General features: G+C 62.0%; 24 protein-coding genes and 3 tRNA genes. 10 read left to right on the top strand and 17 right to left on the bottom strand.

Annotation, left to right across the window (positions count from 1 at the left end; genetic code table 11):
- Positions 1–10 precede the first annotated feature (10 nt).
- Positions 11–1,216 (top strand): amino acid deaminase, encoded by a 1,206-nt coding sequence (locus QWI20_RS23640; RefSeq protein WP_369307477.1) that lies wholly within the window; start codon positions 11–13, stop codon positions 1,214–1,216.
- A 12-nt stretch (positions 1,217–1,228) separates the two neighbouring features.
- Positions 1,229–2,170: a sugar kinase gene (locus QWI20_RS23635; RefSeq protein WP_369307476.1), complete on the top strand. Its 942-nt coding sequence runs from the start codon at positions 1,229–1,231 to the stop codon at positions 2,168–2,170.
- A 245-nt stretch (positions 2,171–2,415) separates the two neighbouring features.
- Here the strand turns inward: QWI20_RS23635 and QWI20_RS23630 are convergent, their stop codons facing one another.
- Positions 2,416–2,691, bottom strand: a complete 276-nt coding sequence (locus QWI20_RS23630; RefSeq protein WP_369307475.1) for a peptidylprolyl isomerase — start codon at positions 2,689–2,691, stop codon at positions 2,416–2,418.
- Positions 2,692–2,902: 211 nt separating this feature from the next.
- Here QWI20_RS23630 and QWI20_RS23625 point away from each other — a divergent pair, with 211 nt between their 5' ends.
- Entirely contained in the window at positions 2,903–4,069 is a 1,167-nt protein-coding gene (locus tag QWI20_RS23625; protein ID WP_369307474.1) for a PilT/PilU family type 4a pilus ATPase, read from the top strand.
- Between the two features lie 189 nt (positions 4,070–4,258).
- Here QWI20_RS23625 and QWI20_RS23620 read toward each other — a convergent pair whose 3' ends face one another.
- The 12 genes from QWI20_RS23620 to QWI20_RS23565 all read right to left on the bottom strand — a co-directional run bounded on the left by QWI20_RS23620 (position 4,259) and on the right by QWI20_RS23565 (position 17,396).
- Positions 4,259–5,029, bottom strand: a complete 771-nt coding sequence (locus QWI20_RS23620; protein WP_369307473.1) for a 3-hydroxybutyrate dehydrogenase — start codon at positions 5,027–5,029, stop codon at positions 4,259–4,261.
- A gap of 10 nt (positions 5,030–5,039) precedes the next feature.
- Complete coding sequence (locus tag QWI20_RS23615) at positions 5,040–6,431, bottom strand: GntP family permease (protein WP_369307472.1); 1,392 nt, start codon at positions 6,429–6,431, stop codon at positions 5,040–5,042.
- Positions 6,432–6,687: 256 nt separating this feature from the next.
- Entirely contained in the window at positions 6,688–8,103 is a 1,416-nt protein-coding gene (locus tag QWI20_RS23610; protein WP_369307471.1) for a sigma-54 interaction domain-containing protein, read from the bottom strand.
- Between the two features lie 63 nt (positions 8,104–8,166).
- Complete coding sequence (locus tag QWI20_RS23605) at positions 8,167–9,750, bottom strand: ABC transporter ATP-binding protein (RefSeq protein ID WP_369307470.1); 1,584 nt, start codon at positions 9,748–9,750, stop codon at positions 8,167–8,169.
- Between the two features lies 1 nt (position 9,751).
- The gene (locus tag QWI20_RS23600; protein WP_369307469.1) at positions 9,752–10,774 is read right to left on the bottom strand and encodes an ABC transporter permease; all 1,023 of its coding nucleotides are present in this window, start codon (positions 10,772–10,774) and stop codon (positions 9,752–9,754) included.
- Positions 10,774–11,838: a microcin C ABC transporter permease YejB gene (locus QWI20_RS23595; RefSeq protein ID WP_369307468.1), complete on the bottom strand. Its 1,065-nt coding sequence runs from the start codon at positions 11,836–11,838 to the stop codon at positions 10,774–10,776. Before QWI20_RS23595 ends, QWI20_RS23600 begins: the two co-directional genes overlap by 1 nt.
- Positions 11,838–13,706, bottom strand: coding sequence for an extracellular solute-binding protein (locus QWI20_RS23590; RefSeq protein ID WP_369307467.1), 1,869 nt, complete (start codon positions 13,704–13,706; stop codon positions 11,838–11,840). The genes QWI20_RS23595 and QWI20_RS23590 overlap by 1 nt, the downstream gene beginning before the upstream one ends.
- Before the next feature lie 212 nt (positions 13,707–13,918).
- Positions 13,919–14,200: a peptidylprolyl isomerase gene (locus QWI20_RS23585; protein ID WP_027898593.1), complete on the bottom strand. Its 282-nt coding sequence runs from the start codon at positions 14,198–14,200 to the stop codon at positions 13,919–13,921.
- Positions 14,201–14,307: 107 nt separating this feature from the next.
- Positions 14,308–15,189 carry an esterase/lipase family protein gene (locus QWI20_RS23580; RefSeq protein ID WP_369307466.1) on the bottom strand — a complete coding sequence of 294 codons (882 nt, stop codon included), beginning with the start codon at positions 15,187–15,189 and terminating at the stop codon, positions 14,308–14,310.
- Between the two features lie 301 nt (positions 15,190–15,490).
- The gene (locus tag QWI20_RS23575) at positions 15,491–16,576 is read right to left on the bottom strand and encodes a 3-deoxy-7-phosphoheptulonate synthase (RefSeq protein ID WP_369307465.1); all 1,086 of its coding nucleotides are present in this window, start codon (positions 16,574–16,576) and stop codon (positions 15,491–15,493) included.
- Positions 16,577–16,895: 319 nt separating this feature from the next.
- The gene (locus QWI20_RS23570; protein WP_369307464.1) at positions 16,896–17,039 is read right to left on the bottom strand and encodes a hypothetical protein; all 144 of its coding nucleotides are present in this window, start codon (positions 17,037–17,039) and stop codon (positions 16,896–16,898) included.
- A gap of 126 nt (positions 17,040–17,165) precedes the next feature.
- A complete protein-coding gene (locus QWI20_RS23565; protein WP_369307463.1) occupies positions 17,166–17,396 on the bottom strand; it encodes a DNA-binding protein in 231 nt (76 codons plus the stop codon).
- A gap of 81 nt (positions 17,397–17,477) precedes the next feature.
- On the opposite strand from QWI20_RS23565, the gene QWI20_RS23560 reads away from it, so the two are divergent.
- From QWI20_RS23560 to QWI20_RS23535, 6 genes are all read left to right on the top strand, one after another.
- Positions 17,478–17,828, top strand: a complete 351-nt coding sequence (locus QWI20_RS23560) for a helix-turn-helix domain-containing protein (RefSeq protein WP_369307462.1) — start codon at positions 17,478–17,480, stop codon at positions 17,826–17,828.
- A gap of 191 nt (positions 17,829–18,019) precedes the next feature.
- Positions 18,020–18,664 (top strand): UvrY/SirA/GacA family response regulator transcription factor, encoded by a 645-nt coding sequence (gene uvrY / locus QWI20_RS23555; protein ID WP_065990451.1) that lies wholly within the window; start codon positions 18,020–18,022, stop codon positions 18,662–18,664.
- Positions 18,665–20,488: an excinuclease ABC subunit UvrC gene (uvrC, locus tag QWI20_RS23550; protein WP_369307461.1), complete on the top strand. Its 1,824-nt coding sequence runs from the start codon at positions 18,665–18,667 to the stop codon at positions 20,486–20,488.
- A gap of 32 nt (positions 20,489–20,520) precedes the next feature.
- The gene (pgsA, locus tag QWI20_RS23545) at positions 20,521–21,081 is read left to right on the top strand and encodes a CDP-diacylglycerol--glycerol-3-phosphate 3-phosphatidyltransferase (protein ID WP_369307460.1); all 561 of its coding nucleotides are present in this window, start codon (positions 20,521–20,523) and stop codon (positions 21,079–21,081) included.
- 61 nt (positions 21,082–21,142) lie between these two features.
- A tRNA-Gly gene (locus QWI20_RS23540) sits at positions 21,143–21,218 on the top strand.
- A 45-nt stretch (positions 21,219–21,263) separates the two neighbouring features.
- Positions 21,264–21,337, top strand: a tRNA-Cys gene (locus QWI20_RS23535).
- 141 nt (positions 21,338–21,478) lie between these two features.
- Here the strand turns inward: QWI20_RS23535 and QWI20_RS23530 are convergent.
- A complete protein-coding gene (locus QWI20_RS23530; protein ID WP_369307459.1) occupies positions 21,479–21,661 on the bottom strand; it encodes a hypothetical protein in 183 nt (60 codons plus the stop codon).
- Positions 21,662–21,981: 320 nt separating this feature from the next.
- On the opposite strand from QWI20_RS23530, the gene QWI20_RS23525 reads away from it, so the two are divergent.
- Positions 21,982–22,068, top strand: a tRNA-Leu gene (locus tag QWI20_RS23525).
- 46 nt (positions 22,069–22,114) lie between these two features.
- Here the strand turns inward: QWI20_RS23525 and QWI20_RS23520 are convergent.
- Genes QWI20_RS23520 through QWI20_RS23510 form a run of 3 tightly spaced genes read right to left on the bottom strand, consistent with a single transcriptional unit; the run spans position 22,115 to position 26,059 of the window.
- Positions 22,115–24,781 carry an excinuclease ABC subunit A gene (locus tag QWI20_RS23520; RefSeq protein ID WP_369307458.1) on the bottom strand — a complete coding sequence of 889 codons (2,667 nt, stop codon included), beginning with the start codon at positions 24,779–24,781 and terminating at the stop codon, positions 22,115–22,117.
- 37 nt (positions 24,782–24,818) lie between these two features.
- Complete coding sequence (locus QWI20_RS23515) at positions 24,819–24,992, bottom strand: hypothetical protein (RefSeq protein ID WP_282372349.1); 174 nt, start codon at positions 24,990–24,992, stop codon at positions 24,819–24,821.
- On the bottom strand, positions 24,989–26,059 hold the full coding sequence (locus QWI20_RS23510; RefSeq protein ID WP_369307457.1) for a DNA topoisomerase IB: 1,071 nt from the start codon (positions 26,057–26,059) through the stop codon (positions 24,989–24,991). Before QWI20_RS23510 ends, QWI20_RS23515 begins: the two co-directional genes overlap by 4 nt.
- Positions 26,060–26,121: the final 62 nt, after the last annotated feature.

The raw sequence follows: 26,121 nt of genomic DNA, 5'->3' as shown, positions 1-26,121 counted from the left end.
GAGAACAGAGATGAGCATTGCCGCGATTGAAAAAGGCGCCACGCAACCCGGCGACCACCTGGTGCGCGATGTCAGCCTGCCCGCGCTGGTGATCCACGACACGGCGCTGGAGCACAACCTGCGCTGGATGCAGAAGTTCGTCAGCGACAGCGGCGCCGAGCTCGCGCCCCACGGCAAGACCAGCATGGTCCCGGCGCTGTTTCTGCGGCAACTGCAGCACGGCGCGTGGGGCATGACCCTTGCCACGGCGGTGCAGACCCGCGCAGCCTACGCCCATGGCGTGCGTCGGGTGTTGATGGCCAACCAGCTGGTCGGCGCGCCGAACATGGCGATCATCGCCGAGATGCTCACCGACGGGATGTTCGACTTTCACTGCATGGTCGATCACCCGGACAACGTCAAGGCGCTGGGCGAGTTCTTCGCCGCCAAGGGCCTGAGCCTCAACGTGATGATTGAGTACGGCGTGGTCGGCGGACGTTGCGGCTGCCGAAGCGAAGACGAGGTCATGGCCTTGGCCGACGCGATCGCTGCACAACCGGCGCTGAAGCTGACCGGCATCGAAGGCTACGAAGGCGTGATCCATGGCGACCAGGCCGTGAGCGGCATTCGTGCGTTCGCCACGTCGCTGGTGCGCCTGGCCGTGACGCTGCAGGACAAGGGCGCATTTGCGCTGGATCGCCCGATCGTCACGGCCTCGGGGTCGGCCTGGTACGACCTGATTGCCGAAGAATTCGACAAGCAGCAGGTGCGCGAGCGCTTCCTGAGCGTGTTGCGTCCCGGCAGTTATGTGGTCCACGACCACGGCATCTACAAAGACGCGCAGTGCTGCGTGCTCGACCGACGTCACGACCTGAGCGAGGGTTTGCAGCCAGCGATGGAAGTCTGGGCCCACGTGCAGTCGATGCCGGAGCCGGGCTTTGCGGTGATCGCCATGGGCAAGCGCGACGTGGCGTTCGACGCCGGCATGCCCAACCCGATCAAACGCTATGCGCCGGGGGCGGTGCCGGCGGTTGGCGAGGACGTCAGCGCCTGCAAGGTCACAGCGGTCATGGACCAGCACGCGTTCATGACCGTCGCGCCGGGCTGTGAGCTAAAGGTCGGCGATATCATTTCGTTCGGCACCTCGCACCCGTGCCTGACTTTCGACAAATGGCGCACGGGTTGCCTGGTGGGTGATGATCTGTGCGTCATCGAATCCTTCGATACCTGCTTCTGACAGGAGTCTGCGATGAGTGAAATGGTCAGTCACAGCTATCCGCGCGTCGCGCTGATCGGCGAATGCATGATCGAGCTGCAACAGCACGCCAACGGCACGCTCAAGCAGAGCTTCGGCGGCGACACGCTAAACACTGCGGTGTACCTGTCGCGCCTGCTGGGCTCGGCGGCGCAGGTGGATTACGTCACCGCGCTGGGCGACGACAGTTTCAGCGACGCCATGTGCCAGGTCTGGAAGGATGAGGGCATTGGTCTGAGTCGGGTGCAGCGTCTGCCGGGGCGGTTGCCGGGTCTGTATTGCATCCAGACCGACGCCAACGGCGAGCGGCGCTTCCTTTACTGGCGCAACGAAGCGGCGGTGCGCGAATGCTTCACCACCCCGGCCGCCGAGCCGGTGCTGGCCGCGCTGCCGGATTACGACGTGCTGTATTTCAGCGGCATCACCCTGGCGGTGCTGGGTGAGACGGGCAGGGCGCGGCTGCTCTCGACCCTTGGCGATGCCCGGGACCGAGGGGCGAGGGTGGTGTTCGACAACAACTACCGCCCGCGCTTGTGGCGCAGCGTCGAGCAAGCGCGGCAGGCGTATCGCGCAGTCATGCATGAGGTGGATCTGGCGCTGCTGACCGAGGAGGACGAGCAGGCGCTGTTCGACTACACCGACGGCGAGCAGATTCTGCAGACCTATCGGGCCATGGGTGTCAGCGAAGTGGTAGTCAAGCGCGGGGCACAGAGCTGTCTGGTCAGTGTCGACGACCGGCGTTATGAAGTGCCTGCGCACCCAGTGCAGAAAGTCATCGACACCACGGCGGCGGGGGATTCGTTCAGCGCAGCCTATCTGGCTCGGCGTTTGCGCGGCGGCGGTCCAAAAGATGCGGCCAACGCCGGTCATCAGTTGGCGAGTCTGGTGATTCAGCACCCGGGGGCGTTGATCCCGCGCAGCGTGATGCCGGTCTGAGGCAGGCCGCTGGGTTCGCGCACTCTGTGGGACCGGCTTCAGCCGGGAAGGCGTCGGGCGTTATGCCGCGAAATCGAGGGTGTGCATGCGGGCCTCTTCCCGGCTAAAGCCGGTCCCACAAGGGTTCCGAGTTCCTTCAGCTGGCCCTCACCACCCATCCCGCTGAATGCACGCCATGCTTAGTGGGACCGGCTTTAGCCGGGAAGGGGCCAGTGTGACCACCACAAAATTCCAGAGACAGCCCCTCAATCCCGATAAACCACCTGCACCAGGTGATACCCGAATTTGCTCTTGACCGGACCATGCACGGTCCGCAGCGGCTTTTTGAAGATCACCTGGTCAATTGCGCCGACCATCTGGCCCGGCCGCACCTCACCCAGATCGCCGCCGCGCTTGCCGCTCGGGCAGGTCGAATACTTCTTCGCCAGCACGTCGAACGCCTCGCCCTTGGCAATGCGCTGCTTCAGTTGCTCGGCTTCTTCAGCGGTCTTGACCAGAATGTGGCGGGCTTGGGCTTTCATGATGGTCCGGACGTCTCGATAAAAAAGCCGCGCATTATGCCTTTGCTGCGCGATTTCGGGTAATTTCCCACACCTAGACCGGACGAACGTGTGAATCGGCGCTCAAACAGCCCTGACCCGGCCAGTTAAACAGCCCGAACGTTGAAACCGGCCGAAGGTCGACACACTGTAGGCCTGCAGTCTCCTCAAACCTCTTGTGCGGTGTTGCCTTATGGATTTTCCGGCGTTGTTGAAGGTGCTTGCCACCCAGGATGGATCGGACCTTTACCTGTCCACCGGCGCGCCCCCCTGCGCCAAGTTCAGCGGCGTGCTCAAGCCGCTGGGCACGGAAGCGTTCAAACCCGGCGACGTCGGCCTGATCGCCAACGCCATCATGGACGCCGAGCAGCGTGTGGATTTCGAGCGCGAGCTGGAGATGAACCTGGCGTTTTCCCTGTCCGGCGTCGGGCGTTTCCGGATCAACATCTTCAAACAGCGCAACGAAGTGTCGATCGTGGCGCGCAACATCAAGCTCGACATCCCCAAATTCGAAGACCTGCACCTGCCGCCGATCCTGCTTGATGTGATCATGGAGAAGCACGGCCTGGTGCTCTTTGTCGGCGCCACCGGCTCGGGTAAATCGACCTCGCTGGCGGCACTGATCGACCACCGCAACCGCCACGCCAGCGGCCACATCATCACCATCGAAGACCCGGTGGAGTTCATTCACAAGCACAAGCGCTCGATCATCAACCAGCGCGAAGTGGGCGTCGATACGCGAAGCTTTCACGCGGCGTTGAAGAACACCCTGCGGCAGGCGCCGGACGTGATTCTGATCGGCGAAATCCGCGACCGCGAGACCATGGAGCACGCGCTGGCGTTTGCCGACACCGGCCACCTGGCGATCTCGACGCTGCACGCCAACAACGCCAACCAGGCGCTGGACCGCATCATCAACTTCTTCCCCGAAGAGCGCCGCCCGCAGTTGCTCCATGACCTGGGCAACAACCTCAAGGCGTTCGTCTCCCAGCGGCTGGTTAAGACTACCGACGGCAAGCGCCGTGCGGCGGTGGAGGTGATGCTCGGCACGCCGACGATTCGCGACCTGATCCACCGCAACGAGCTGACCGAGCTCAAGGGCATTATGGAGAAGTCCACCAACCTCGGCATGCAGACCTTCGACAATGCGCTGTATGACTTGGCCGTGGAGGGTGCGATCACGGAAGACGAGGCTCTTAAAAACGCCGACTCGGCCAACAACGTGCGCCTGCGTTTGAAGTTGCACAGCGAAGACGGGCCATCCACCATAGCCACCGCGCCGCGCGCACCCCAGCCTGCTGCGCAGGTGAATGTAAAGGATTGGGGGTTGGTGGACGAGCGGGACGAGCCGGGGAGTTGAGGTTTCCTCGGCGATGATGTCTCGGTGTCATCGATGGCGCCTTCCCGGCTAAAACCGGTCCCACTGATAGCCGCGTACCCAGGTAGGACCGGCTTCAGCCGGGAAGAAGCCGGTTGGAGCAACACACATTTCGAGGTGTAGCGACCGAGGCTTTCCCGGCTAAAGCCAGTCCTACTGGGCTTGCCCCGTCTACCGCGCCAGCCACCCTCCATCGATATTCCACGCCGCACCACGCACCTGCGCGCCCGCCTCACTGCACAGAAACAACGTCAACTCCCCCAACTGCGAAGGGGTCACGAATTCCAGCGACGGCTGCTTCTCCGCCAGCAGGTCATGCTTGGCCTGTTCCAGGTCACCGGTCTGCGCAGCCCGATCATCGATCTGCTTCTGCACCAGCGGCGTCAGCACCCACCCGGGGCAGATCGCGTTGCAGGTGACATTGCTCGCCGCGGTCTCCAGGCCGACCACCTTGGTCAACCCGATGACGCCGTGTTTGGCCGCCACGTACGCCGCCTTGCCTGTCGAACCCACCAGGCCATGCACCGACGCAATGTTCACGATTCGCCCCCAGCCCTTGGCACGCATGCCCGGGAGGCACAACCGCGTGCTGTGAAACACCGACGACAGGTTGATGGCAATGATCGTGTCCCAGCGCAACACCGGGAAATCCTCCACCGCGTCGACGTGCTGAATCCCCGCGTTGTTGACCAGAATGTCGACGCCGCCAAACTCACGCTCGGCGTAGGCAATCATGTCGGCGATCTGCGCCGCATCGCTGACGTCCGCCGGGTGGTGGCCGACTTTCCCGCCGTACTGCTTGACCTGCTCGATCACCGCCGACGCATCGCCGAAGCCGTTGAGCACCAGATTTGCGCCAGCCTTGGCCAGCGTCAGCGCGATGCCCAGCCCGATGCCGCTGGTGGAGCCGGTGACCAGTGCGGTTTTGCCTTGCAGACTCATGTTCAATTCCTCATACGATGCCGGTTGCATAGAAAACCCCGATCACCACGAACACCGCCAGTGTCTTGATGAGGGTGATGCCGAAGATGTCCTTGTAGGCCTCGCGGTGGGTCAGGCCGGTGACCGCCAGCAGGGTGATGACCGCGCCGTTGTGCGGCAGCGTGTCCATGCCGCCGCTGGCCATGGCCGCGACGCGGTGCAATACCTCCAGCGGAATGTTCGCTGCGTGCGCCGCCGCGATAAAGCTGTCGGACATCGCCGCCAGCGCAATGCTCATGCCCCCGGACGCCGACCCGGTGATGCCTGCGAGTAGCGTCACGGTAATCGCTTCGTTGACCAACGGATTGGGGATGCTTTTGAGCCCGTCGGCCAACACCAGGAAGCCGGGCAACGAAGCAATCACAGCGCCAAAACCGTATTCCGACGCCGTGTTCATTGCCGCCAACAACGCGCCGCTGACCGCACCCTTGCTGCCCTCGGCCAGCTTCGATTTCACGGTCCTGAAGGCAAACAGCAGCACAAAGACAATGCCCACCAGCAACGCCGCTTCTACCGCCCAGATCGCAGTGATCTTGGCGATGTCGGTCTGCACCGGCGTCGCCATGCCCGGCAGCGCCAGGGTGTGGGTCTTGCCGTACCACTGGGGAATCCACTGGGTAAACAGCAGGTTCATGACCCCCACCAGCAACAGCGGCGCCAGGGCGATCCACGGGTTGGGCAGGGCGATGTCGTCCGGGGTATCCGGCTCGTTGCGCAGCTCGGTGCCATAGCCTTCGCCGGCACGCTGGGCCTTGTTGCGCTGGCGCTGCAGAAACAGCATGCCGACGCTGAACACGAACGCCGTGCCGATCAGGCCCAGCCACGGCGCCGCCCACGCCGTGGTGTTGAAGAAGGTCGAGGGGATGATGTTCTGGATCTGCGGGGTGCCGGGCAGGGCGTCCATGGTGAACGAAAACGCACCAAGGGCGATGGTCGCCGGAATCAGCCGTTTGGGAATGTTGCTCTGGCGGAACATCTCCGCGGCGAACGGGTAGACCGCAAACACCACCACGAACAACGACACGCCGCCGTAGGTCAGCAGCGCGCAGACCAGCACGATCACCAGCATCGCCTGGCGGGTGCCGAGCAGGCGGATGGCGGCCGCCACGATGGAGCGCGAGAAACCGGACAGCTCGATCAGCTTGCCAAACACGGCGCCGAGCAGAAAGACCGGGAAGTAGAGTTTGACGAAGCCGACCATCTTGTCCATGAACACGCCGGTGAAGGCGGGCGCTACGGCAGAGGGATCGGTAAGCAGCACGGCACCGAGCGCCGCGATGGGGGCAAAGAGGATGACGCTGTAACCCCGGTAGGCAGCCAGCATCAGCAGCGTAAGCGCCGCTAAAGCGATGATCACACTCATCGAGTGTCTCCTGTTGTTTTTGTTTTGGGTGCGGCGAGGCCGCGTAACAGGAGGTATAGCTACTTTCACGCCAGAGCGCTAACTGTCTGATTTATGAGAGATTTTATCAGCGGCATCAGGACAGGGGGTCGAGTTGGTCCAGGAAATGAGACCACGACTGTGGGATTGGCATGTGGCCAACCCGTTGCCCTGGATGGCGACAGCTCTAGAACGAGGTTTATGTCGATCAGTCCAGGATTATAGACAGCCAGTCCCTTTACTGAGACTCGGCGATCCCCAGCGCTGCCATTTTCTTGTACAGCGTCGAACGTCCCAACCCCAACTGTTGGGCGGCGAGAATCACGTTCCCCGCACACTGCGCCAGCTTCGCCTGGATCAGCTCCCGGTCGAAATGCTGCCGCGCCTCGCTGTAAGTCTGATCATTGGACGCAAACGATCCCGTTGCCGGCGGACTGGTCACGGGAACCAGCGTGCCGATGGCCGCGCGGATGTCGCCGGGATTGAGCTGCAGATCGTCGCTGAGCAATGCCGCACGCTCCAGCACGTTGCGCAGCTCGCGAATATTGCCCGGCCAGGCATGCTGTGCGAGGGCGGCCATGGCGGCGGGCGACAGTTCGTGCTGGCTGCGCAGGTCCTCGAGAATCGCTTCGGTCAACGCCGGAATGTCGTCGAGGCGCTCGCGCAACGGCGGCACCTGGATGGGCAACACGCTCAGTCGGTAATACAGGTCAGCGCGAAACTCGCCACGCTTGATCGCCGCTTCGAGATCCGTAGAGGTCGCCGCGATCAGGCGCACATCGCTTTTGATCATCTCGTTGGAACCCACCGGCTCGTACTCTTTTTCCTGCAGCACACGCAGCAGCTTGCTCTGCAGCGGCAGGGGCATGTCGCCGATCTCATCAAGAAACAGCGTGCCGCCCTCGGCCAGGTGCAATTTGCCCTGGCGCCCCTTGCGGTCGGCCCCGGTGAAGGCGCCGGGGGCGGTGCCGAAGAACTCCGCCTCAAGCAGCGCCTCGGGGATCGCGGCGCTGTTGATGCTGATGAAGGGTTTGTGCGCCCGTGGCGAGCTGTTGTGTACGGCGTGGGCCAGTAGCTCCTTGCCGGTTCCGGTTTCACCGAGCAGCAACACCGGGGAATCGGTACTGGCGCCGCGCCGTGCGCGGCGTTTGACTTCCAGGCTGGCGGCACTGGTGCCGATGAAGTGGGCAAAACTGTATTTGGCCTGGCGGGCGCGCAGCAGGGAGCGGGTCGAGGCCAGCTCCTGCTGCATGCTCGAATAACGCTTGAGCAGCGGCGACAGCGCGTGCAGCTCATCGAACAGCGCAAAGCCGATGGCGCCGATCACCGCGCCGCCGTCGTCATGAATCGGCAGGCGCATGACCACCAGCGGGTCCTTCGCCGTGTCCATCATGTCCAGCAGAATCGGCTGACCGTTGCTCGCCACCTGACGCAGCAGACTGCCCGGAATCACTTGCTCACACGGCTGACCCACCGCGCGGCTGGGGTCTTCGAGGCCAAAGCGACGGGCGTAGCGCTCGTTGATCCAGACGATGCGGGCGTCGCGGTCGACGATGACCGTGCCTTCGCTGGACTGCTCGATGATCTCGAAGAGCGAACGGATCGCCAGTCGCCGAACGCGTCGGTAATCCTTCAGGCTCTCAGTGTCTTTCATGTGCGGTTCCGTCCATCGTGTTCCTCGGCATCTGGCCGCACAGACTACTGGTTGAGACAAGCTTCAGTTGAAACCGGGATGCGCCGCCGCCAGCAGCTCCCGTGTGTAAGGGTGCTGCGGCGCATCGAACACATCGTGGCTCGCACCGCGCTCGACCACCTTGCCGTCCTTGACCACGATCAGGTCATGGGCCAGCGCCTTGACCACCGCCAGGTCGTGGCTGATGAACAGGTAAGTCAGGCCATGCCGTTCCTGCAACTGGCGCAGCAACGCGACGACCTGTTTCTGGACGGTACGGTCCAGCGCAGAGGTCGGTTCGTCGAGCAATATCAAGGCAGGTTTGAGCACAAGGGCGCGGGCAATGGCGATACGTTGCCGCTGCCCACCGGAAAATTCGTGGGGGTAGCGGTGCCGGCTCGACGGGTCGATGCCGACTTCCTCCAGCGCGCGAATCACTTCGGCCTCACAGCTGACCTTGTCCAGGTCGCTGTGAACTTCCAGGCCCTCGCTGATGATCTGTGCCACCGACATGCGCGGGCTGAGGCTGCCGTAAGGGTCCTGAAAGACCACCTGCATCTGCTTGCGCCATGGGCGCATCTGCTTCTGATTCAGGCTGTCCAGCGCATGACCCCTGAAGCGGATACTGCCACGGGATTCCAGCAAGCGCAGGATGGCCTGACCAAGTGTCGACTTGCCGGAGCCGGATTCGCCGACGATGCCAAGGGTTTTGCCGCGCTCGATGCTCAGGCTGATGTCATCGACCGCTTTCAGGTATTCGTGGTGCCGGTTGAAAATTCCGCCGCCGAGGGAGAACCAGACCCGCAGGTTGTCGACCTCCAGGACCTTCTCGCGGGTGTCCCGGGGCAACGGCTCGCCCGCCGGTTCCGCGTCCAGCAGCAAGCGGCTGTAAGGGTGTTGCGGGTGCTTGAACAGCAGCTGGCAATTGGACTGCTCGACGATTTCCCCGGCGCGCATGACGCACACCCGCTGGGCGATGCTGTGCACCAGATTCAGGTCGTGGCTGATCAGCAACAGCGACATGTTCAGCCGTTGCTGCAGTTGTTTGAGCAGCAGGAGGATCTTGCGCTGCACCGTCACGTCCAGCGCCGTGGTCGGCTCATCGGCAATCAGCAGTTCGGGCTCGCAGGCCAGCGCCATGGCGATCATCACTCGCTGGCGCTGGCCGCCGGACAATTCGTGGGGATAGGCCTTCAAGCGCTTTTTCGGATGCTGAATGCCGACCAGCTCCAGCAGCTCGATGATCCGCGCCTGGGCTGCCTTGCCGGCCATCCCCTTGTGCAGCATTAAGGTCTCGCCGATCTGGCGGGACACCGTGTGCAACGGGTTCAGCGAGGTCATCGGCTCCTGAAAGATCATCGCGATCTGATTGCCGCGCAGCTCGCGCATGACGGTGCCATCGGCGCCGAGCAGCTCCTTGCCGCGGTAGCGAATGCTGCCGGTGCTCAGCGTGCCGGCCTGGGGCAGCAGTTGCAGGATCGAATGGGCGGTCACCGATTTGCCCGAGCCCGACTCGCCGACCAATGCCAGGCACTCGCCCGCCGGGATGTCCAGGCTGAGGTGCTTGACCACGCTGTGGCCGTTGAACGACACCGAGAGGTCGCGGATTTCGATCAGGTTTTCGGACATCTCAGGACCTCGGGTCGAAGGCATCCCGCAGGGCCTCGCCAATGAACACCAGCAGCGACAGTATCAGCGCCAGTGTGAAAAATGCCGTGAAGCCCAGCCACGGCGCCTGCAGGTTCTGTTTGCCCTGGGCGATCAGCTCGCCCAGGGACGCGCTGCCGGCGGGCATGCCGAAGCCGAGGAAGTCCAGCGCGGTCAGCGTGGAGATCGCCCCGGTGAGGATGAACGGCAGATAGCTCAGGGTGGCGTTCATCGCGTTGGGCAGAATGTGCCGCAGGATCACCTTGCGATCACTCAATCCCAGCGCGTGCGCGGCTTTGACGTACTCCAGGTTGCGCCCGCGCAGGAACTCGGCGCGCACCACGTCCACCAGCGCCAGCCATGAAAAGAGCGCCATGATCCCCAGCAGCCACCAGAAATTCGGCTCGACGAAGCCCGACAGAATGATCAGCAGGTACAGCACCGGCAGGCCGGACCAGACTTCCAGCAGGCGCTGGCCAAGCAAATCCACCCAGCCGCCGTAATAGCCCTGCAATGCGCCGGCAGCGATGCCAATCAGCGCACTGATGAAGGTCAGCGCCAGGGCAAACAGAATCGACACCCGCGCGCCGAAAATCACCCGGGCCAGCACGTCCCGGGCCTGATCGTCGGTGCCCAGCCAGTTGATCGAGGAGGGCGGGCTCGGCGCCGGCTTGTTCAGGTCATAGTTGGGGGTGTCATCGCTGAACGGGATCGGCGGAAACAGCATCCAGCCGTCGCCCTTGCTGATCAGCTGGCGCACGTAATCGCTGCGGTAATCCGGCTGAAACGGCAACTGGCCGCCGAATTCCTGCTCGGTGTGGCGTTTGAAGGCGGGGAAGTACAATTCGTGCTGATAACTCAGCACCAAGGGCTTGTCGTTGGCGATGAGTTCGCCGCACAGGCTGAGCACGAACAGCCCGCAGAACAGCCACAGCGACCACCAGCCACGGCGGTTATTGCGAAAACGCTCGAAGCGACGGCGAGCCACCGGAGACAGTCTGCGCATCACGCATTCCTCGCGCTGAAGTCGATTCGGGGGTCGACCAGGGTGTAGCAGATGTCCCCGACCAGCTTTATCAGCAACCCGAACAGCGTGAAGATGAACAGCGAGCCGAACACCACCGGGTAATCCCGGGACACGGCGGCTTCGTAACTCATGCGGCCGAGGCCGTCGAGGGAGAAGATCACCTCGATCATCAACGAACCGGCAAAGAACACACTGATGAACGCCTGGGGAATGCCGGCCACGATCAGCAACATGGCGTTGCGGAACACGTGGCCGTAAAGCACCCGCCGCTCGCTCAGGCCTTTGGCCCGGGCGGTCACCACGTACTGGCGGGTGACTTCGTTCAAGAAGGAGTTCTTGGTTAGAATGGTCAGCGTCGCGAAGCCGCCAATCACCAGCGACGTCACCGGCAATACCAAGTGCCAGAAGTAATCGGCGATCTTGCCCAGGGTGCTCAACTGATCGAAGTTCTCGGACACCAGCCCGCGCACCGGGAACCAGCTCAACGACGTGCCGCCGGCGAACAGCACCACCAGCAGCATGGCGAACAGAAAGGCCGGCATCGCGTAACCGATGATGATTGCCGTGCTGCTCCAGATATCAAAGTGACTGCCGTGCTTGACCGCCTTGCGGATGCCCAAGGGGATCGACACCAGGTAGGTAATCAATGTGGCCCACAGCCCCAGCGAGATAGAGACGGGCATTTTCTGCAGGATCAGGTCCGTCACCTTGGCGCCGCGAAAGAAGCTGTTGCCGAAATCCAGCCGCGCGTAGTTCTTCAGCATCAGCCACAAGCGCTCGTGCAAGGGCTTGTCGAACCCGTATTGGTGCTCGATTTCCTTGATCAGCTTGGGGTCGAGGCCGCGACTGGCCCGGGACTGGCCGGCGTTCATGGTTTCGGTGTGGCCGGCGCCAATGGTGCCGCCCGCCACGCCTTGCAGCTTGGCGATGGCTTGTTCGACCGGGCCGCCGGGCGCGGCCTGCACGATGAAGAAGTTGACCAGTAAAATGCACAGCAGCGTCGGAATTATCAGCAGCAGACGCCTCATCAGGTAGCCGAGCATTACTTGACCTCCGAGGGAATGGCCGAGGCGCCCCGTTGTTGGGCGAACTCTTCGTTGGTCAGTGCCTGGGGGCTGACTTCCCACCAGGTGTCGATGGCCTCACTGTTGCTGGCCTGCACCTTGGGAATGCCGAAGCGGTTCCACCACACGGTGGACGAACCGGGCGGGTAATAGTTGGGAATCCAGTAGAAACCCCACTGCAGGACCCGGTCCAGGGCATGGGCGTAATCGATCATCGCGGGCTTGCTGTCGGCCTTGGCCAGGCCCTCGATCAGCGTGTCGACGGCCGGGTCGCGCAGGACCATGTAGTTGCTGGAGCCGGAATCGGTGGCGACTTTCGAGCCGAAGTTGTTGTACAGCTCCATGCCGGGGGAGGTCGAGACGCCGTAGCCGGTGACGATCATGTCGTAATCCCGCGCCATGACCCGGTTCAGGTACTGTGCCGAGTCGATGCGACGGATTTCGAAATCGATGCCGATCTGCGCTAGGTTGCGCTTGTAGGGCAGCAGGATTTTCTCGAAGCCGCTCTGGCCGTTGAGAAAAGTAAAACTCAACGGTTCGCCCTGGGCGTTGACCAGCTTGTCACCCTGGGGCATCCAGCCTGCTTCTTCGAGCAACGCCAGGGCTTGCAGCTGTTTGTCGCGAATGAAGCCGCTGCCATCGGTTTTCGGGGTCTGGAACACCGTGGTGAAGACCTCCGGCGGCACCTGACCCCGCAACGGCTCGAGGATCTTCAGCTCGGACTCGGTGGGCAGCGCTGTCGCCGCCAGATCACTGTTGGAGAAGTAACTGTTCTGGCGCACATAGACGTTGCGCATCATCTGTTTGTTGGTCCACTCGAAATCCCACAGCATCGCCAGCGCCTGACGCACGCGACGGTCCTGAAACTTCGGACGGTCCAGATTGAAGATAAAACCTTGTGAGCTCTGCACCGCGCCCTTGGCCAGGTGCGCCCGCTGCAGACGGCCTTCGGTCAAGGCCGGGCTGTCATAGCCGATCGAATAACCGGTGGCGGAATATTCCCGGTTGTAGTCGTAACCGCCACCGCGGAGCACCTGACGGGCGACGTCGGTGTCGCCGAAATACTCGACGCTGAAATGATCGAAGTTGTACTGGCCGCGATTGACCGGCAGGTCCTTGCCCCACCAGTCGGGGTTGCGTTCGAAGGTGACGCTGCGCCCCGGGTCGACCTTGCCGATGCGGTACGGGCCGCTGCCCACCGGGATCTCGAAGCCGCCGCCGTTGGCAAAGTCGCGGTCCTTCCACCAGTGTTCGGGGAGCACCGGCAGCGAGGCCAGATCCAGCGGCAGGGTGCGGCTTTCACTGCTTTTGAAATCAAACCGGATCTGCGTCGGCGACTCGACTTCCACGCCTTTGACGTCCTGAAACTCGGTGCGGTACGACAGGCTGCCCTGGGTCATCAGCAGGTCGTAGGTGTAGCGCACGTCTTCGGCGGTGATGGGCGAGCCGTCGGAGAATTTCGCTTTGGGGCTCAGGTAGAAACGCAATGACATGCCGTCGGGAGCACGCTCCATTTTCTCTGCGATCAGGCCATACACGGTGTAGGGCTCGTCCAGCGACTTGACCGCCAGCGGGGAGTAAAGCAAACCATTGACCTGGGACACGCCGGTGCCTTTATCGAGGTACGGCATGATGTGATCGAACTGGCCGATTTCCTGCGCCGACCGGCGCATGCTGCCGCCTTTCGGAGCGGCGGCATTCACGTAATCGAAGTGTTCGAAATTCGCCGGATAGCGTGGCGCCTCGCTGTAAACGGTCAACGCGTGTTGAGGGGCGGCGGACAGAACCTGAAAACCTGAAACGAGGACGAGTGTTGCAACCATCAGCGATGACAAAACAAAACGCATTGCACGAATCCTGACTGACATTGGTGACCAATATCAGGGTTGAAGGTCATGACGGCGCGGCTGGCCGATCCGGTTTTTTTATTGATTACCCCGGTGGCAAGGTACCGCAAAGCCGAAGCCTTTGTAACCGGACAATACAGCCCTGTAGCCAGGATCCGATAAACAAACGGCCCGCTTTCAAGGGCGGGCCGTTCGTGCAGCAGCGCGGAGGATCAGTCCTGGCGGCTGGTCACTTCCAGCAGGTGATAACCGAACTGGGTTTTCACCGGGCCCTGGACGACGTTCACCGGTGCGCTGAACACCACGGTGTCGAATTCCTTGACCATTTGACCCGGGCCGAAAGAGCCGAGGTCGCCGCCTTGACGGCTGGACGGGCAGCTGGAGTTGGATTTTGCGACTTCGGCAAAATCAGCGCCGCCTTCGATCTGAGCCTTGAGTTCGTTGCACTTCTCTTCGCTGGATACGAGGATGTGGCGGGCAGTGGCTTTGGCCATTGGGATGACTCCTGTGAAAAAAAAGAAACGAGCGTACCGGATTAAGGGCCGCGTTTCCCGAGAAAGTTCAGGCGCCTTTGTCTTGCCGTGACAGACGACATCGTCGCTCAAAGACCTTTGCTGAACAGCAGACCCGCATGGTCCACGTACAGCCTTACCGGATCGACCTGTCTGCGAACCAGACCGGCGCTCTGATTGATTGAGTCCACGTGGTCCATCGGGTAGTCGGAGCGGATCACCTTGCCCAGGTGGGAGCTGAAGCGGCCGACGAGACCGTCATTGGATGCAGCTTCCTTTTCGAATAGCAGTGCGTAACTGCGCAATGCCAGGTGCAGCGGATCCATGGCATTGCGGCCTTCGGAAAACAGCGAGCCGTCGATGCTGCCGCTCCACGAATAATAGTGAACGCCATTGACCCGTTCAGCGCCTTCGCCGCCCCAGGTTGAGGGCAGTCCCTGGGAATATTTGCGGTTGAACGCCGCCACGCCGTCAGTGGTCAGCGCATCCAGCGCCTGAATCGGGTCTTGGGGCAAGTCCGCGTTGCCACTCAACAGCGCTAGAAAATGCGCGAAGCCTGCGGTCATCCGAGATGCGACCGCTTCAGGCATTTGCCCGGGCGTCAGCGCCCGACGTACCCGGTCGGCCACTTCCGAGCCGTGATTGGGCCCGCTCACCGAGGTGACCGACGCCACGATGTCGGGGCGCAGCGCGGCGGCATAGCGAGAGGTCAGCGCGCCCTGGCTGTGTCCGATCAGGTTGACCTTCAAGTAACCGGTGCGGCGCAGGAAGCGTTCGATCTGGTCGATCAGTTGCTCCCCACGGGTTTCGTTGTCGTGGACGCCGGACAGGGCCGGCACATGGACCCTGCAGCCGGCTTTTTCCAGCGCCTGAGGGATGGCATGAAACATCTCCACCTTGCCGATCCGGTCAAAGCCGAACAGCCCGTGGACCAGCAAAAGGGGGTACTTGGTGGTGACTTCCTTATACATAGCGATCATTCCTTGAATGGCAAAGAGGGATCGAGCTTAACCAGCGGAAGTCACGGGGGAAGGGCGCGGCGGTGCATGGCAATGCGCCGGTCGAGGCAGGTTGTGGAGAGCCTTTGACCGCTACAGGCCTTGGTTGCCGGGGAGGCTGGCGAACGCATCGGCGTTGCGCTCCAGATACGCCGGGTGATGGGGGCGCTTTCCCACGATCACCGTCTTCGGAGCCACGGGCCGCCGCTGACAACAACGACGGTTTTGAAGGAAGCCGGCGACAAGGCCGGCACCGGCTTCCCGTTTGCAAATATTACCTGTAGCGCAGTTTGTTCACCGCGTCGCGCAGCAGGCGCTCGGTGGACTCCCAGCCCAGGCACGCGTCCGTCACTGACACGCCGTATTTAAGAGAAGCGCTCAAGGGCTGGCAGCCTTCGAGCAGGTGACTTTCCAGCATCATGCCGATGAGGGTCGGGTCGCCGGCCAGTCGTTGCTGCAGTACGTCATTGAAGACGGCCGGCTGACGCAGCGGATCCTTGCCGCTGTTGGCGTGACTGCAATCGACCATGATGCGCGCGGCCATGCGGTGCTTGGCCAGGCTGGCATTCACCTCGGCGACACTGGCCGCGTCGTAGTTGGGCCCGCCGTGACCGCCGCGCAGCACGATGTGAGTGTCTGGATTGCCCGCCGTCTCGATAATCGCCGGGTGGCCCTGGGAATCCATGCCGAAATGCCGGTGCGCGTGGGCCGCCGAGCGAATGGCGTCGCAGGCCACGGAAATGCCGCCGTCGGTGCCGTTCTTGAAGCCCGTGGGCACGCCGAGGCCGCTGGCCATTTCCCGGTGGATCTGCGATTCGGTTGTTCTTGCGCCAATCGCCACCCAACTCAGGACGTCATCGAAGTAGCCCGCCGCCATCGGCTGCAGCAGTTCTGTGGCGATCGGCAAGCCGAGCCGGACCATTTCACGCATCAACTGCCGCGACAGGGCGAGGCCTTCCGCCATATCGTCACTGCCGTCCAGCGCGGGATCGTACGCCAGGCCTTTCCAGCCAACCGTGGTGCGGGGCTTCTCGACGTAGGCGCGCATCACCAGCAGCATCTGGTCGCTGACTTCGGCAGCGAGACGCGCCAGGCGCTCGGCGTATTCAAGGGCGGCGTGGGGATCGTGGATCGAGCACGGGCCGACAACGACCAGCAGGCGCGAGTCTTCACCATTGAGGATGGCGCGAATCGACTGACGGTGGGCGGCGACCTGTGCGGTCATGGCAGCGTCCAGCGGCAGCTGATGTTTCAGCGCGAACGGCGTGGGCAGGCGTTTTGGGGCAGTGCAGCTGTCATTCAGGGTGACGGCGCTGGACGGCAGATCGATGAGGGTGTTGCTGACGACGGGCGAATTCATGTGCTGGCTTCCTGGTCGGCGGGCGTTCCCGCGCGGACCTACTGGGGTGTTCGACAATTGGCCTGGTTGGCTGTGAGCAGGGCGTTGCCACCTGTCAGTGACCGATCGGAGGCGGCAGGCTGTCCCGAACGGAGGTTGCTAAATCGCCAGGCGAAGTCGGTGTCGTTGCGGTAATAGTGGGTGTGGTTCATGTGCGGTTCCTCGATTCAATCAGTCAGAAATAGGTGGCCCAGAAAAACAAAACCCCCGGTCGGGAAGCCGACCGGGGGTGAGAGTTATCTCTGGTGGGCGTCCCGAAGTTCAGGGCGCCGTGTGGGTATCAGGCGCGCCAGTGGCTAAACCAATACCCATAAAAATAAGAGGCAGGAGCGGTAGATGCTGTCGCATTCCAGGCAGCCGCACGCTCGGCCAGACGTGAACCGTCGGCGGCGTTGAACAACTGAGTGGAAAGGGAAGGCAACATGGTCTGTCTCCGTGGAATCCCGCCGAGCTTACTTCAGACCCGTCGGATTCTTCAATTGGAAATTGCAATCGGGGTCATAGAGGCCGGCTGCTTACCAAGCAGCAGTTAAAACGGCAAAATGCCGATTCAGTCCTCAGGCACTTGCGTAGGCCCGCCTTCAAGCGGTATCACGCCGATCTTCATTCCCAGCAGCACCGCGACTTTGTGCGACTCGCCCCGGCGTCCCTTCTTTCGCCCGGACAGCACTTGATAGGTGGTCGCCGGGTCCACGTTGTGCTCCCTGGCAAACTCTTGAACCGATTTGCCTTGCTGTTCCAGCCAAGCCTTGGCTTGTGCGGCAGTACGGATTCCGGGCATAGTTCAAAACCGTTCAAGTTCGTTCAAATTATTTCGATTCTATCACTCAAAAGAGTGGTGTCAACAAGGCTATGCATTCAAATGAGTGGGATAAGTGCCCGAATTAGGGAAGAGCGTGAGCGCTTGGGGCTTTCACAACGCGCATTCGGTGAAATCGGCGGCGTGGAAGCCAATGCGCAGGGCAAGTATGAAAACGGCGAGCGCACGCCCAAGGCCGATTACCTGGCCCGCGTCGCACTTCGCGGTGTTGATGTGTTGTACGTGTTGACAGGGTCGCGCACCCCGGTGCCCATCGTGGGTCTGAGTGAAAACGAGGAGTGGATGGTGGGCAGTTACCGCACCCTCGGCAAGGAAGAGCAGGATGCCATCTGCCGGCTGACGACTACCCTGGCTGAATACCAGAGCAGCTATGCCCCGGACAAGAAGCCCTAGGACTGTGCGAGGGATGCAGCGGTCGTGCGTTTGAAGATTTTTATCAGGTTTTGCGGTCGATGATGATAGCTTGTCGGCATCGTTGTAGATCATCTGGCACACATGCACGAGCATTGCTCCAGAGCAGGTCGCGTACTTTCTTTTGCTAACGTGGCGGGTAGCCGCCATGAATCGTTCGGTGAGGTGTCTGCTTGATTAGGGTGCTGGTTGTCGATGACCACGATCTGGTTCGGACAGGTATCACGCGCATGTTGGCCGACATCGAAGGCTTGCAGGTGGTGGGGCAGGCCGAGTCCGGTGAAGAGTCGTTGCAGAAAGCCCGTGAGCTGAAACCCGACGTGGTCCTGATGGACGTGAAGATGCCTGGCATCGGCGGACTGGAAGCCACGCGCAAGCTCATCCGCAGCCACCCCGACATGAAGGTGGTGGCGGTCACGGTGTGCGAAGAAGATCCGTTCCCTACACGCCTGCTGCAAGCGGGCGCGGCGGGATACATGACCAAGGGCGCCGGTCTGACCGAAATGGTTCAGGCCATTCGCCTGGTGTTCGCAGGGCAGCGCTATATCAGCCCGCAGATCGCCCAGCAACTGGCGCTGAAATCCTTCCAGCCGCAGACCAGCAATTCGCCGTTCGATCTCTTGTCCGAGCGGGAAATCCAGATTGCCCTTATGATTGTCGGCTGCCAGAAAGTGCAGACTATTTCCGACAAGCTTTGCCTGTCCCCCAAAACCGTGAATACCTACCGGTACCGCATATTCGAGAAGCTGTCGATTAGCAGTGACGTGGAACTGGCCCTGTTGGCCGTTCGTCACGGCATGGTCGACGCCAGCGCATAAATGACCCAACCGTTTGATCCCAGTGCTTTTCTGTCCACCTGCAGTGGCCGCCCCGGCGTATATCGGATGTTCGATATCGACGGCAAGCTGCTGTACGTCGGCAAGGCCAAGAGTTTAAAGAAGCGCCTCGCCAGCTATTTCCGCAAGACCGGCCATGCCCCGAAAACAGGCGCACTGGTCGCGCGGATCGCTCAGGTTGAAACCACCATCACCGCCAATGAAACCGAGGCGTTGCTGCTGGAGCAAACCCTGATCAAGGAGTCGCGCCCGCCGTACAACATTCTGCTGCGCGACGACAAATCCTACCCCTACGTGCACCTGTCCGACGGCGAATTTCCCCGGCTCAGCATCCATCGTGGCGCGAAAAAGGCCAAGGGCCGGTACTTCGGGCCTTACCCCAGCGCCGGCGCCATTCGCGAAAGCCTGAGCATTCTGCAAAAGACCTTCCATGTTCGTCAGTGCGAAGACAGCTTCTACAAGAACCGCACGCGGCCTTGCCTGCAATACCAGATCAAGCGCTGCAAGGCGCCCTGTGTGAACCTGGTCGAGCCGCAGATCTACAACGAAGACGTGCGTCACTCGGTGATGTTCCTCGAGGGCCGCAGCAATGCCCTTACCGACGAACTCAATGCGCTGATGGAAAAATCGGCGATGAACCTGGATTTCGAGCACGCGGCCGAGCTGCGTGACCAGATTGGCCTGCTGCGTCGCGTCCAGGACCAGCAGAGCATGGACGGCGGGACCGGCGACGTTGACGTTGTGGCGGCGTTCGTCAATCCGGGCGGCGCCTGCGTGCATCTGATCAGCGTGCGTGGCGGGCGGGTGTTGGGCAGCAAGAATTTCTTCCCCCAGGTCGGGATCGAGGAGGAGGTGGGCGAGGTTATGTCCGCTTTCCTGGCCCAGTATTTCCTGGGCGGTGGCGAGCGCGAATTGCCCGGCGAAGTCATCGTCAACGTGGTCAGCGAGGATTTCCCGGCGCTGATCGACGCCATCGATGCCTCACGCGGGCGCGAAATCATCATCAGCCATCGGGTGCGTGGCACCCGTGCGCGCTGGCAGCAACTCGCCGTGACCAATGCCGAGCAGGCACTGATGGCGCGACTTGCCAACCGGCAGCACGTCACGGCGCGTTTTGAAGCCTTGGCCCAAGTCCTCAAACTCGAGGAGCCGCCGCAGCGTCTGGAATGCTATGACATCAGCCATTCCAGTGGTGAGGCGACAGTGGCGTCGTGCGTGGTGTTCGGTCCCGAGGGGCCGATCAAATCGGATTACCGCCGTTACAACATTGAAGGCATCACGGCGGGGGACGACTACGCCGCCATGCACCAGGCGCTCACCCGTCGCTTCAGCAGAATCAAGGACGGCGAAGGCAAATTGCCCGACATCCTGCTGGTGGACGGCGGCAAGGGCCAGTTGAGCATGGCCCGCGACGTAATGAACGAGCTGGCGATTCCCGACCTGATTTTGCTGGGCGTCGCCAAGGGCGCTACACGCAAGGCCGGTTTTGAGACGCTGTACTTGAACGATGCGGCCCATGAGTTCACCCTCAAGGGCGACTCGCCGGCGCTGCACCTGATCCAGCAAATCCGAGACGAAGCTCACCGGTTCGCCATCACCGGGCACCGCGCGCGACGGGGTAAAACCCGTCGAACCTCAACCCTGGAAGGCGTTGCGGGGGTGGGCCCGACCCGGCGTCGCGACTTGCTCAAGCACTTCGGCGGCCTTCAGGAATTGTCCCGGGCCAGCATCGAAGAAATTGCCAAGGCACCCGGAATCAGCAAAAAGCTCGCAGAGTCGATTTATGCAAACCTGCACAGCGAGTAGAATGCTCGCTCACCTCGTAGCCAGTTGTGCCGATGAATATCCCTAATCTGATCACCGTATTACGTGTCCTGCTGATTCCGATCTTCATTCTGTTGTTCTATCTGCCGTACCACTGGAGCTACATGGCCGCCAGTTCGGTATTCGCCCTGGCAGCCGCGACCGACTGGCTGGACGGATACCTGGCAAGACGCCTTGAGCAAAGCACACCGTTCGGGGCGTTTCTCGATCCGGTGGCTGACAAACTGATGGTGGCCGTTGCGCTGGTGTTGCTGGTACAGGCTCACGCCAACCTCTGGCTGACCCTGCCGGCCGCCGTAATCATCGGCCGCGAGATCGTCATCTCCGCTCTGCGCGAGTGGATGGCCGAGCTGGGCGCGCGAGCGCAAGTGGCCGTGTCGAACCTGGGCAAATGGAAAACCGCTGCGCAAATGCTTGCGCTCGTCATCCTGCTGGCCAACCCGCCTGCGTTTACCTTCTGGGTCGTGTTGGGTTACGTGCTGTTGATGATCGCAGCGGGCCTGACGCTGTTGTCGATGGTGCAATACCTGCGGGCCGCATGGCCGCATCTGCGCACGACCACAGATGAAAAATAAGTATTTTTAAATCAAGGGGTTGACGGGGTCATTTGAGTGTATAGAATGGCGCCCACACAAAGCGGGAATAGCTCAGTTGGTAGAGCACGACCTTGCCAAGGTCGGGGTCGCGAGTTCGAGTCTCGTTTCCCGCTCCAGTTTGTATGCGTTTAGCGGTAGTGGTTGGATCGTTGAGCGTTTGAGGCCGAGTAGCAAAATGGTTATGCCGCGGATTGCAAATCCGCTTACGCCGGTTCGATTCCGACCTCGGCCTCCACATTTAAAGCCCGTAAGATCAACGTCTTACGGGCTTTTTTGTGTGTGGCGTTTAGCGAATCACTTCCGCAACCCGAATGCCATATCCTGGTGGAGAGGTGAGCCGGAGGGTTTGACCGATGGCGGTGAGGGTGGGCAGTAGTTAGAAATGGAGAACGTACTGAAAAACCACAAGAGCAGGCAAGGCTACTCCCGCACCCGCAACGAAAGGCAGCAAGCCTATGCGGGATGAAAATGATTCCTTGGCACTCATTTGAGCATCCAATTCGGCTATCTCTCGGCGCAAGATCGTTGATGCTGACTGGGTATCAGGACTGGTTTTCATTAATGGATCCTCTCGATCCTCTCGCAGCATTGTTGCTTCCTTAGCGGTGGCGAATGTCGTGGCTCAGGTGGCGGAGGATTATGGACGCGGGGAAGGACCTCTCGAAAGGGGGCTGGTGCATAATGCGATGCCAAAATTGTATCTTGGCTAGACTTGGAATTTTGCGCGCACTGGCAGGAAAACCGCACTGACCTGACCTAACTGATTGAAATCCGTGCCCTTTGAACTTGCCTCGCCGGCTGGGGATGTATATATTCCCCGCTCTTGTCAGCTTACCCTCGCGACATCGCTCGCTGGTTCGACAGCTGATCTGCACTACCGCCCTGATGGTGAAATTGGTAGACACACCGGACTTAAAATCCGTCGTCCGAAAGGATGTGCCGGTTCGACTCCGGCTCGGGGCACCATTCAGAAAAAAGGCACTTGAGGAGAACCTCAAGTGCCTTTTTCGTTTCACCCCCTCAAAACCTTCCGCAAAAACGGCGCCGTACGGCTCTCCGCCACCTCCGCAACCACCTCTGGCGTCCCACACGCCACAACATTGCCGCCCTTGTCCCCAGCCCCCGGGCCGATGTCGATCACCCAGTCGCTTTGCGCAACCACGCGCATTTCATGCTCAACCACCACGACGCTGTGCCCCGCATCCACCAACGCATTCAACTGCGTCAGCAGTCGATCCACATCAGTGGGGTGCAGCCCCGTGGTCGGCTCATCAAGCACGTACAACGTGGCACCGCGTTGACTGCGTTGCAGCTCCGTCGCCAGTTTGATGCGCTGGGCCTCGCCGCCGGACAGTTCAGTCGCAGGCTGACCAAGACGCAAATACCCCAGTCCAATATCACGCAGCACAGTCAACGAGCGCAGCACGCCGGGTTGTTCGGCGAACACGTCCACTGCTTGTTCAACCGTCAGCTGCAAGACGTCGGCGATGCTCAAACCATTCCACTTGATCGCGAGGGTGTCGGGGTTGTAGCGCGCGCCGTGGCAGGTCGGGCAGGGCGCGTAGACGCTGGGCATGAACAGCAACTCAACGCTGACAAACCCTTCGCCTTCGCACACCGGGCAGCGGCCTTTGGCGACGTTGAACGAGAACTGTCCGGCGTCGTAGCCGGCCTTCTGCGCGTCGGGCGTCGCGGCGAACAGTTTGCGCACGTTGTCGAACAGCCCGGTGTAGGTCGCCAGGTTGGAGCGCGGGGTGCGGCCGATGGGTTTCTGATCGACCTGCACCAGCCGCTTGATGGCGCTCAGTCCGCCAGCGATATGCCCGCCGGTGGGTTGCGGCGCGTCGTCTTCCAGGCTGGACTCTTCCGCCTCAACCTCCGCGACCGGACGTCCCAATTCGGCGCCCACCAGCTCCAGCAATGCCTGGCTGACCAGACTGGACTTGCCCGAGCCGGAGATGCCGGTCACCGAGGTGAAGCAGCCCAGCGGGAATTCGGCGCGCAGCGAATTGAGGTTGTTGCGGGTGATGCCTTCCAGGCGCAGCCAGTCAGCGGGCTGCCTTCTTTTCGCACTGAGTCCGGTGTGTTCAGCGAACAGATGCTGGCGTGTTTGCGACGCCTCGATCTCGGCCAGGCCTTGGGGAGGGCCGCTGTAAAGCACGTGCCCGCCATGCTCGCCGGCAGCGGGGCCGACGTCGATCAGCCAGTCGGCGCGGCGCATGGTTTCCAGGTCATGCTCGACGACGAACAGCGAATTGCCGGACGCCTTGAGCTGCTGCAGCGCTGTAAACAGAGCTTCGCTGTCCGCCGGGTGCAGTCCCGCCGACGGCTCGTCCAGAACGTAGATCACGCCGAACAGTTGCGAGCCCAATTGTGTCGCCAGGCGCAGGCGCTGCAATTCACCCGACGACAGCGAAGGCGTGCTGCGATCCAGCGCCAGGTAACCTAGCCCCAGATCAGTGAGGGTGCTGACCCGCGCCAACAGGTCCTGAGCAATGCGCTGAGCGGCGAGGCGCTTCTCGACCGACAGGTTGGGCGTCGCGCGCACATCGGGGGCGGCGTCGTGGGCCGAGCCGCCTGCAGTGACCCGCTTCTTTTTCGCTTTCGCCCTCTGCTCGCGATCCAGCACGGCGCTGCCGCGATCTTCATCAGCGAAGACGCCCGCTGCCACGGGCTGCAGCACCTCGGCCAGCCGCAGCAGCGGCATCTGCGCCAGCTCGCCGATGTCGAGGCCGGCGAAGGTCACCGACAGGGCTTCTCGCTTCAGGCGTTTGCCGTCGCACAGCGGGCATGGGCTGCCGCGCATGAACCGCGAGACGCGTTTTTTCATCAGCGCGCTCTGCGTGGTGGCAAAGGTGTGCTGCACGTAGCGACGGGCGCCGGTGAAGGTGCCCTGATAGCTGGGCTCGACCTTGCGCTTGATCGCCAGACGCGTCTCTTCAGGAGTAAGGCCGGCATACACCGGTACGTTGGGCTGTTCGTCGGTAAACAGAATCCAGTCGCGGTCCTTTTTCGGCAGGTCGCGCCACGGGGTGTCGACGTCGTAACCCAGGGTCACGAGGATGTCGCGCTGGTTCTGACCGCCCCAGGCCAAGGGCCATGCGGCGATAGCGCGCTGGCGGATGGTCAGCGAATCGTCCGGCACCATCAGTTCTTCGGGAATCTCGTAGACCCGACCCAGGCCATGGCACTCGGGGCAGGCGCCCTGGGGCAGGTTGGGCGAGAAGTCTTCGGCGTAGAGCATGGGCTGGCCCGGCGGATAAGTGCCGGCGCGGGAGTAGAGCATACGGATCAGGCTGGACAAGGTGGTCACGCTGCCGACGGAAGAACGCGTGCTCGGCGTGCCGCGTTGCTGCTGCAGCGCGACGGCCGGGGGCAGGCCCTCGATGGAGTCGACGTCGGGCACACCCACTTGGTCGATCAGGCGTCGGGCGTAGGGCGCAACGGATTCGAAATAGCGGCGCTGGGCTTCGGCGTACAGGGTGGAGAACGCCAGCGAGGATTTGCCTGACCCCGAGACGCCGGTGAACACCACCAACGCGTCTCGGGGGATGTCGACGTCCACGTCCTTGAGATTGTGCTCACGGGCACCGCGAACCCGGACGAATCCGGGACGGTTGGCATCTACGGTGAAGGAGGAAGGGCGGACATCGTCGGGCAGGTGCGGCGGTGTGGTCATGGGTGAGGCCTTTGAATCCTGAAATACAAGAACGGGTTTACTCGGCGAGGGGCACCTTGGGGGTGTGCCCGGCGTCATCGTGGTCGCCGCCGGTCAGCGGCTCGTCTTCACGCACGTCGTCGGTGCGGTCGCGGTCATCGGCCACGTCGGCAGGGCGCGCGTCCGGGTCATTGAGTTTTTCACCCGGGATGTGAGCGTCGTGATTGGTCATGCTGTTTCTCCTGTCAGTTCTTCGGATGCTTCACGAATGACTTCGGCGGCCTGCAGCCCCTGGAGGAAACCGGCCAGCGCCACTTCTTCCAGACGCAGGCCCTTGCGCTGGCGGATGCGCGGCAGCTTGGCCAGTTCGCCCATGGCGAAGGCTTCCAGCACCGCCGGGTGGATGTAGCACTTGCGGCAGACCGCCGGGGTGTTGCCCAGCAATCGCGCGACTTCCTTGACCATGGACACGACGTGTTTCTTCGCGTCCGCTTCCGGCTCCCAGTGCAGCTTGCGCAGGGTCGCCAGCGCCATCGCGCTGCCGGCCCAGGTGCGGTAATCCTTGGCGGTGAAATCGGCGCCGGTCAGTGTGTGCAAGTACTGGTTGATATCGTGGGAGGAAACGGTGTGCCGCTGGCCGTCGTCGTCCAGATACTGGAAGAGGTTCTGGCCGGGCAATTCCATGCAGCGCTTGATGATGTTCGCCAGGCGTCTGTCAGTAACGCTGAGCCGGTGCTCGACGCCGCTCTTGCCGCGAAACTCGAAGTAGATCTTGCTGCCCTTCACGTCGACATGTTTGTTGCGCAGCGTGGTCAGCCCGTAGGAGCGGTTGTCCCGCGCGTACTGGCTGTTGCCGATTCGGATCAGTGTCTGGTCCAGCAGCGACAACACCGCCGCCATGACCTTCTCGCGGCCCATGCCGGGTTTGGCCAGTTGCGTTTCCAACTGCTTGCGCACCTTGGGCAGCGCCTGGCCGAAGGCGATCATACGCGAGTATTTGTTCTCGTCGCGGATCTCGCGCCAGCGCGGGTGATAGCGGTACTGCTTGCGCCCGCGGGCGTCGCGGCCGGTGGCTTGCAGATGGCCCTGACGATCGGCGCAGATCCACACGTCGGTGTACGCCGGCGGGATGACCAGCGCGTTGATGCGCTTGATCTCGTCCTCGTCGCGGATGCGTTCGCCGTCGGTGTCGAAATAGGCAAACTTGCCGCGCAGGATCTTGCGGCTGAATCCGGGCTGGCTGTCGTCGACGTAGTGCAGATCTTTGGGCAGGTCTTCGCTGTGGATTGTGTCCGGCATGAAAGGCAGTCCTGAACGCGGGGTCTTTTTGCATTGACCGTGGCGCTGCGCAGTCGTGCCGA

The sequence above is a fragment of the Pseudomonas sp. W2-17 genome, assembly GCF_041060445.1.
Lineage (GTDB): Bacteria > Pseudomonadota > Gammaproteobacteria > Pseudomonadales > Pseudomonadaceae > Aquipseudomonas.
Note: the sequence above shows the minus strand (reverse complement) of the source record. Positions and strands in the feature narration are given on the sequence as shown.

Bases quoted from the DNA above. Each gene is read 5' to 3' on its own strand.
- QWI20_RS23640 (WP_369307477.1), top strand. From the start codon at position 11: ATGAGCATTGCCGCGATTGAAAAAGGCGCCACGCAACCCGGCGACCAC.
- QWI20_RS23635 (WP_369307476.1), top strand. From the start codon at position 1,229: ATGAGTGAAATGGTCAGTCACAGCTATCCGCGCGTCGCGCTGATCGGC.
- QWI20_RS23630 (WP_369307475.1), bottom strand. From the start codon at position 2,691: ATGAAAGCCCAAGCCCGCCACATTCTGGTCAAGACCGCTGAAGAAGCC.
- QWI20_RS23625 (WP_369307474.1), top strand. From the start codon at position 2,903: ATGGATTTTCCGGCGTTGTTGAAGGTGCTTGCCACCCAGGATGGATCG.
- QWI20_RS23620 (WP_369307473.1), bottom strand. From the start codon at position 5,029: ATGAGTCTGCAAGGCAAAACCGCACTGGTCACCGGCTCCACCAGCGGC.
- QWI20_RS23615 (WP_369307472.1), bottom strand. From the start codon at position 6,431: ATGAGTGTGATCATCGCTTTAGCGGCGCTTACGCTGCTGATGCTGGCT.
- QWI20_RS23610 (WP_369307471.1), bottom strand. From the start codon at position 8,103: ATGAAAGACACTGAGAGCCTGAAGGATTACCGACGCGTTCGGCGACTG.
- QWI20_RS23605 (WP_369307470.1), bottom strand. From the start codon at position 9,750: ATGTCCGAAAACCTGATCGAAATCCGCGACCTCTCGGTGTCGTTCAAC.
- QWI20_RS23600 (WP_369307469.1), bottom strand. From the start codon at position 10,774: ATGCGCAGACTGTCTCCGGTGGCTCGCCGTCGCTTCGAGCGTTTTCGC.
- QWI20_RS23595 (WP_369307468.1), bottom strand. From the start codon at position 11,838: ATGCTCGGCTACCTGATGAGGCGTCTGCTGCTGATAATTCCGACGCTG.
- QWI20_RS23590 (WP_369307467.1), bottom strand. From the start codon at position 13,706: ATGCGTTTTGTTTTGTCATCGCTGATGGTTGCAACACTCGTCCTCGTT.
- QWI20_RS23585 (WP_027898593.1), bottom strand. From the start codon at position 14,200: ATGGCCAAAGCCACTGCCCGCCACATCCTCGTATCCAGCGAAGAGAAG.
- QWI20_RS23580 (WP_369307466.1), bottom strand. From the start codon at position 15,189: ATGTATAAGGAAGTCACCACCAAGTACCCCCTTTTGCTGGTCCACGGG.
- QWI20_RS23575 (WP_369307465.1), bottom strand. From the start codon at position 16,576: ATGAATTCGCCCGTCGTCAGCAACACCCTCATCGATCTGCCGTCCAGC.
- QWI20_RS23570 (WP_369307464.1), bottom strand. From the start codon at position 17,039: ATGTTGCCTTCCCTTTCCACTCAGTTGTTCAACGCCGCCGACGGTTCA.
- QWI20_RS23565 (WP_369307463.1), bottom strand. From the start codon at position 17,396: ATGCCCGGAATCCGTACTGCCGCACAAGCCAAGGCTTGGCTGGAACAG.
- QWI20_RS23560 (WP_369307462.1), top strand. From the start codon at position 17,478: ATGAGTGGGATAAGTGCCCGAATTAGGGAAGAGCGTGAGCGCTTGGGG.
- uvrC (WP_369307461.1), top strand. From the start codon at position 18,665: ATGACCCAACCGTTTGATCCCAGTGCTTTTCTGTCCACCTGCAGTGGC.
- pgsA (WP_369307460.1), top strand. From the start codon at position 20,521: ATGAATATCCCTAATCTGATCACCGTATTACGTGTCCTGCTGATTCCG.
- QWI20_RS23530 (WP_369307459.1), bottom strand. From the start codon at position 21,661: ATGAAAACCAGTCCTGATACCCAGTCAGCATCAACGATCTTGCGCCGA.
- QWI20_RS23520 (WP_369307458.1), bottom strand. From the start codon at position 24,781: ATGACCACACCGCCGCACCTGCCCGACGATGTCCGCCCTTCCTCCTTC.
- QWI20_RS23515 (WP_282372349.1), bottom strand. From the start codon at position 24,992: ATGACCAATCACGACGCTCACATCCCGGGTGAAAAACTCAATGACCCG.
- QWI20_RS23510 (WP_369307457.1), bottom strand. From the start codon at position 26,059: ATGCCGGACACAATCCACAGCGAAGACCTGCCCAAAGATCTGCACTAC.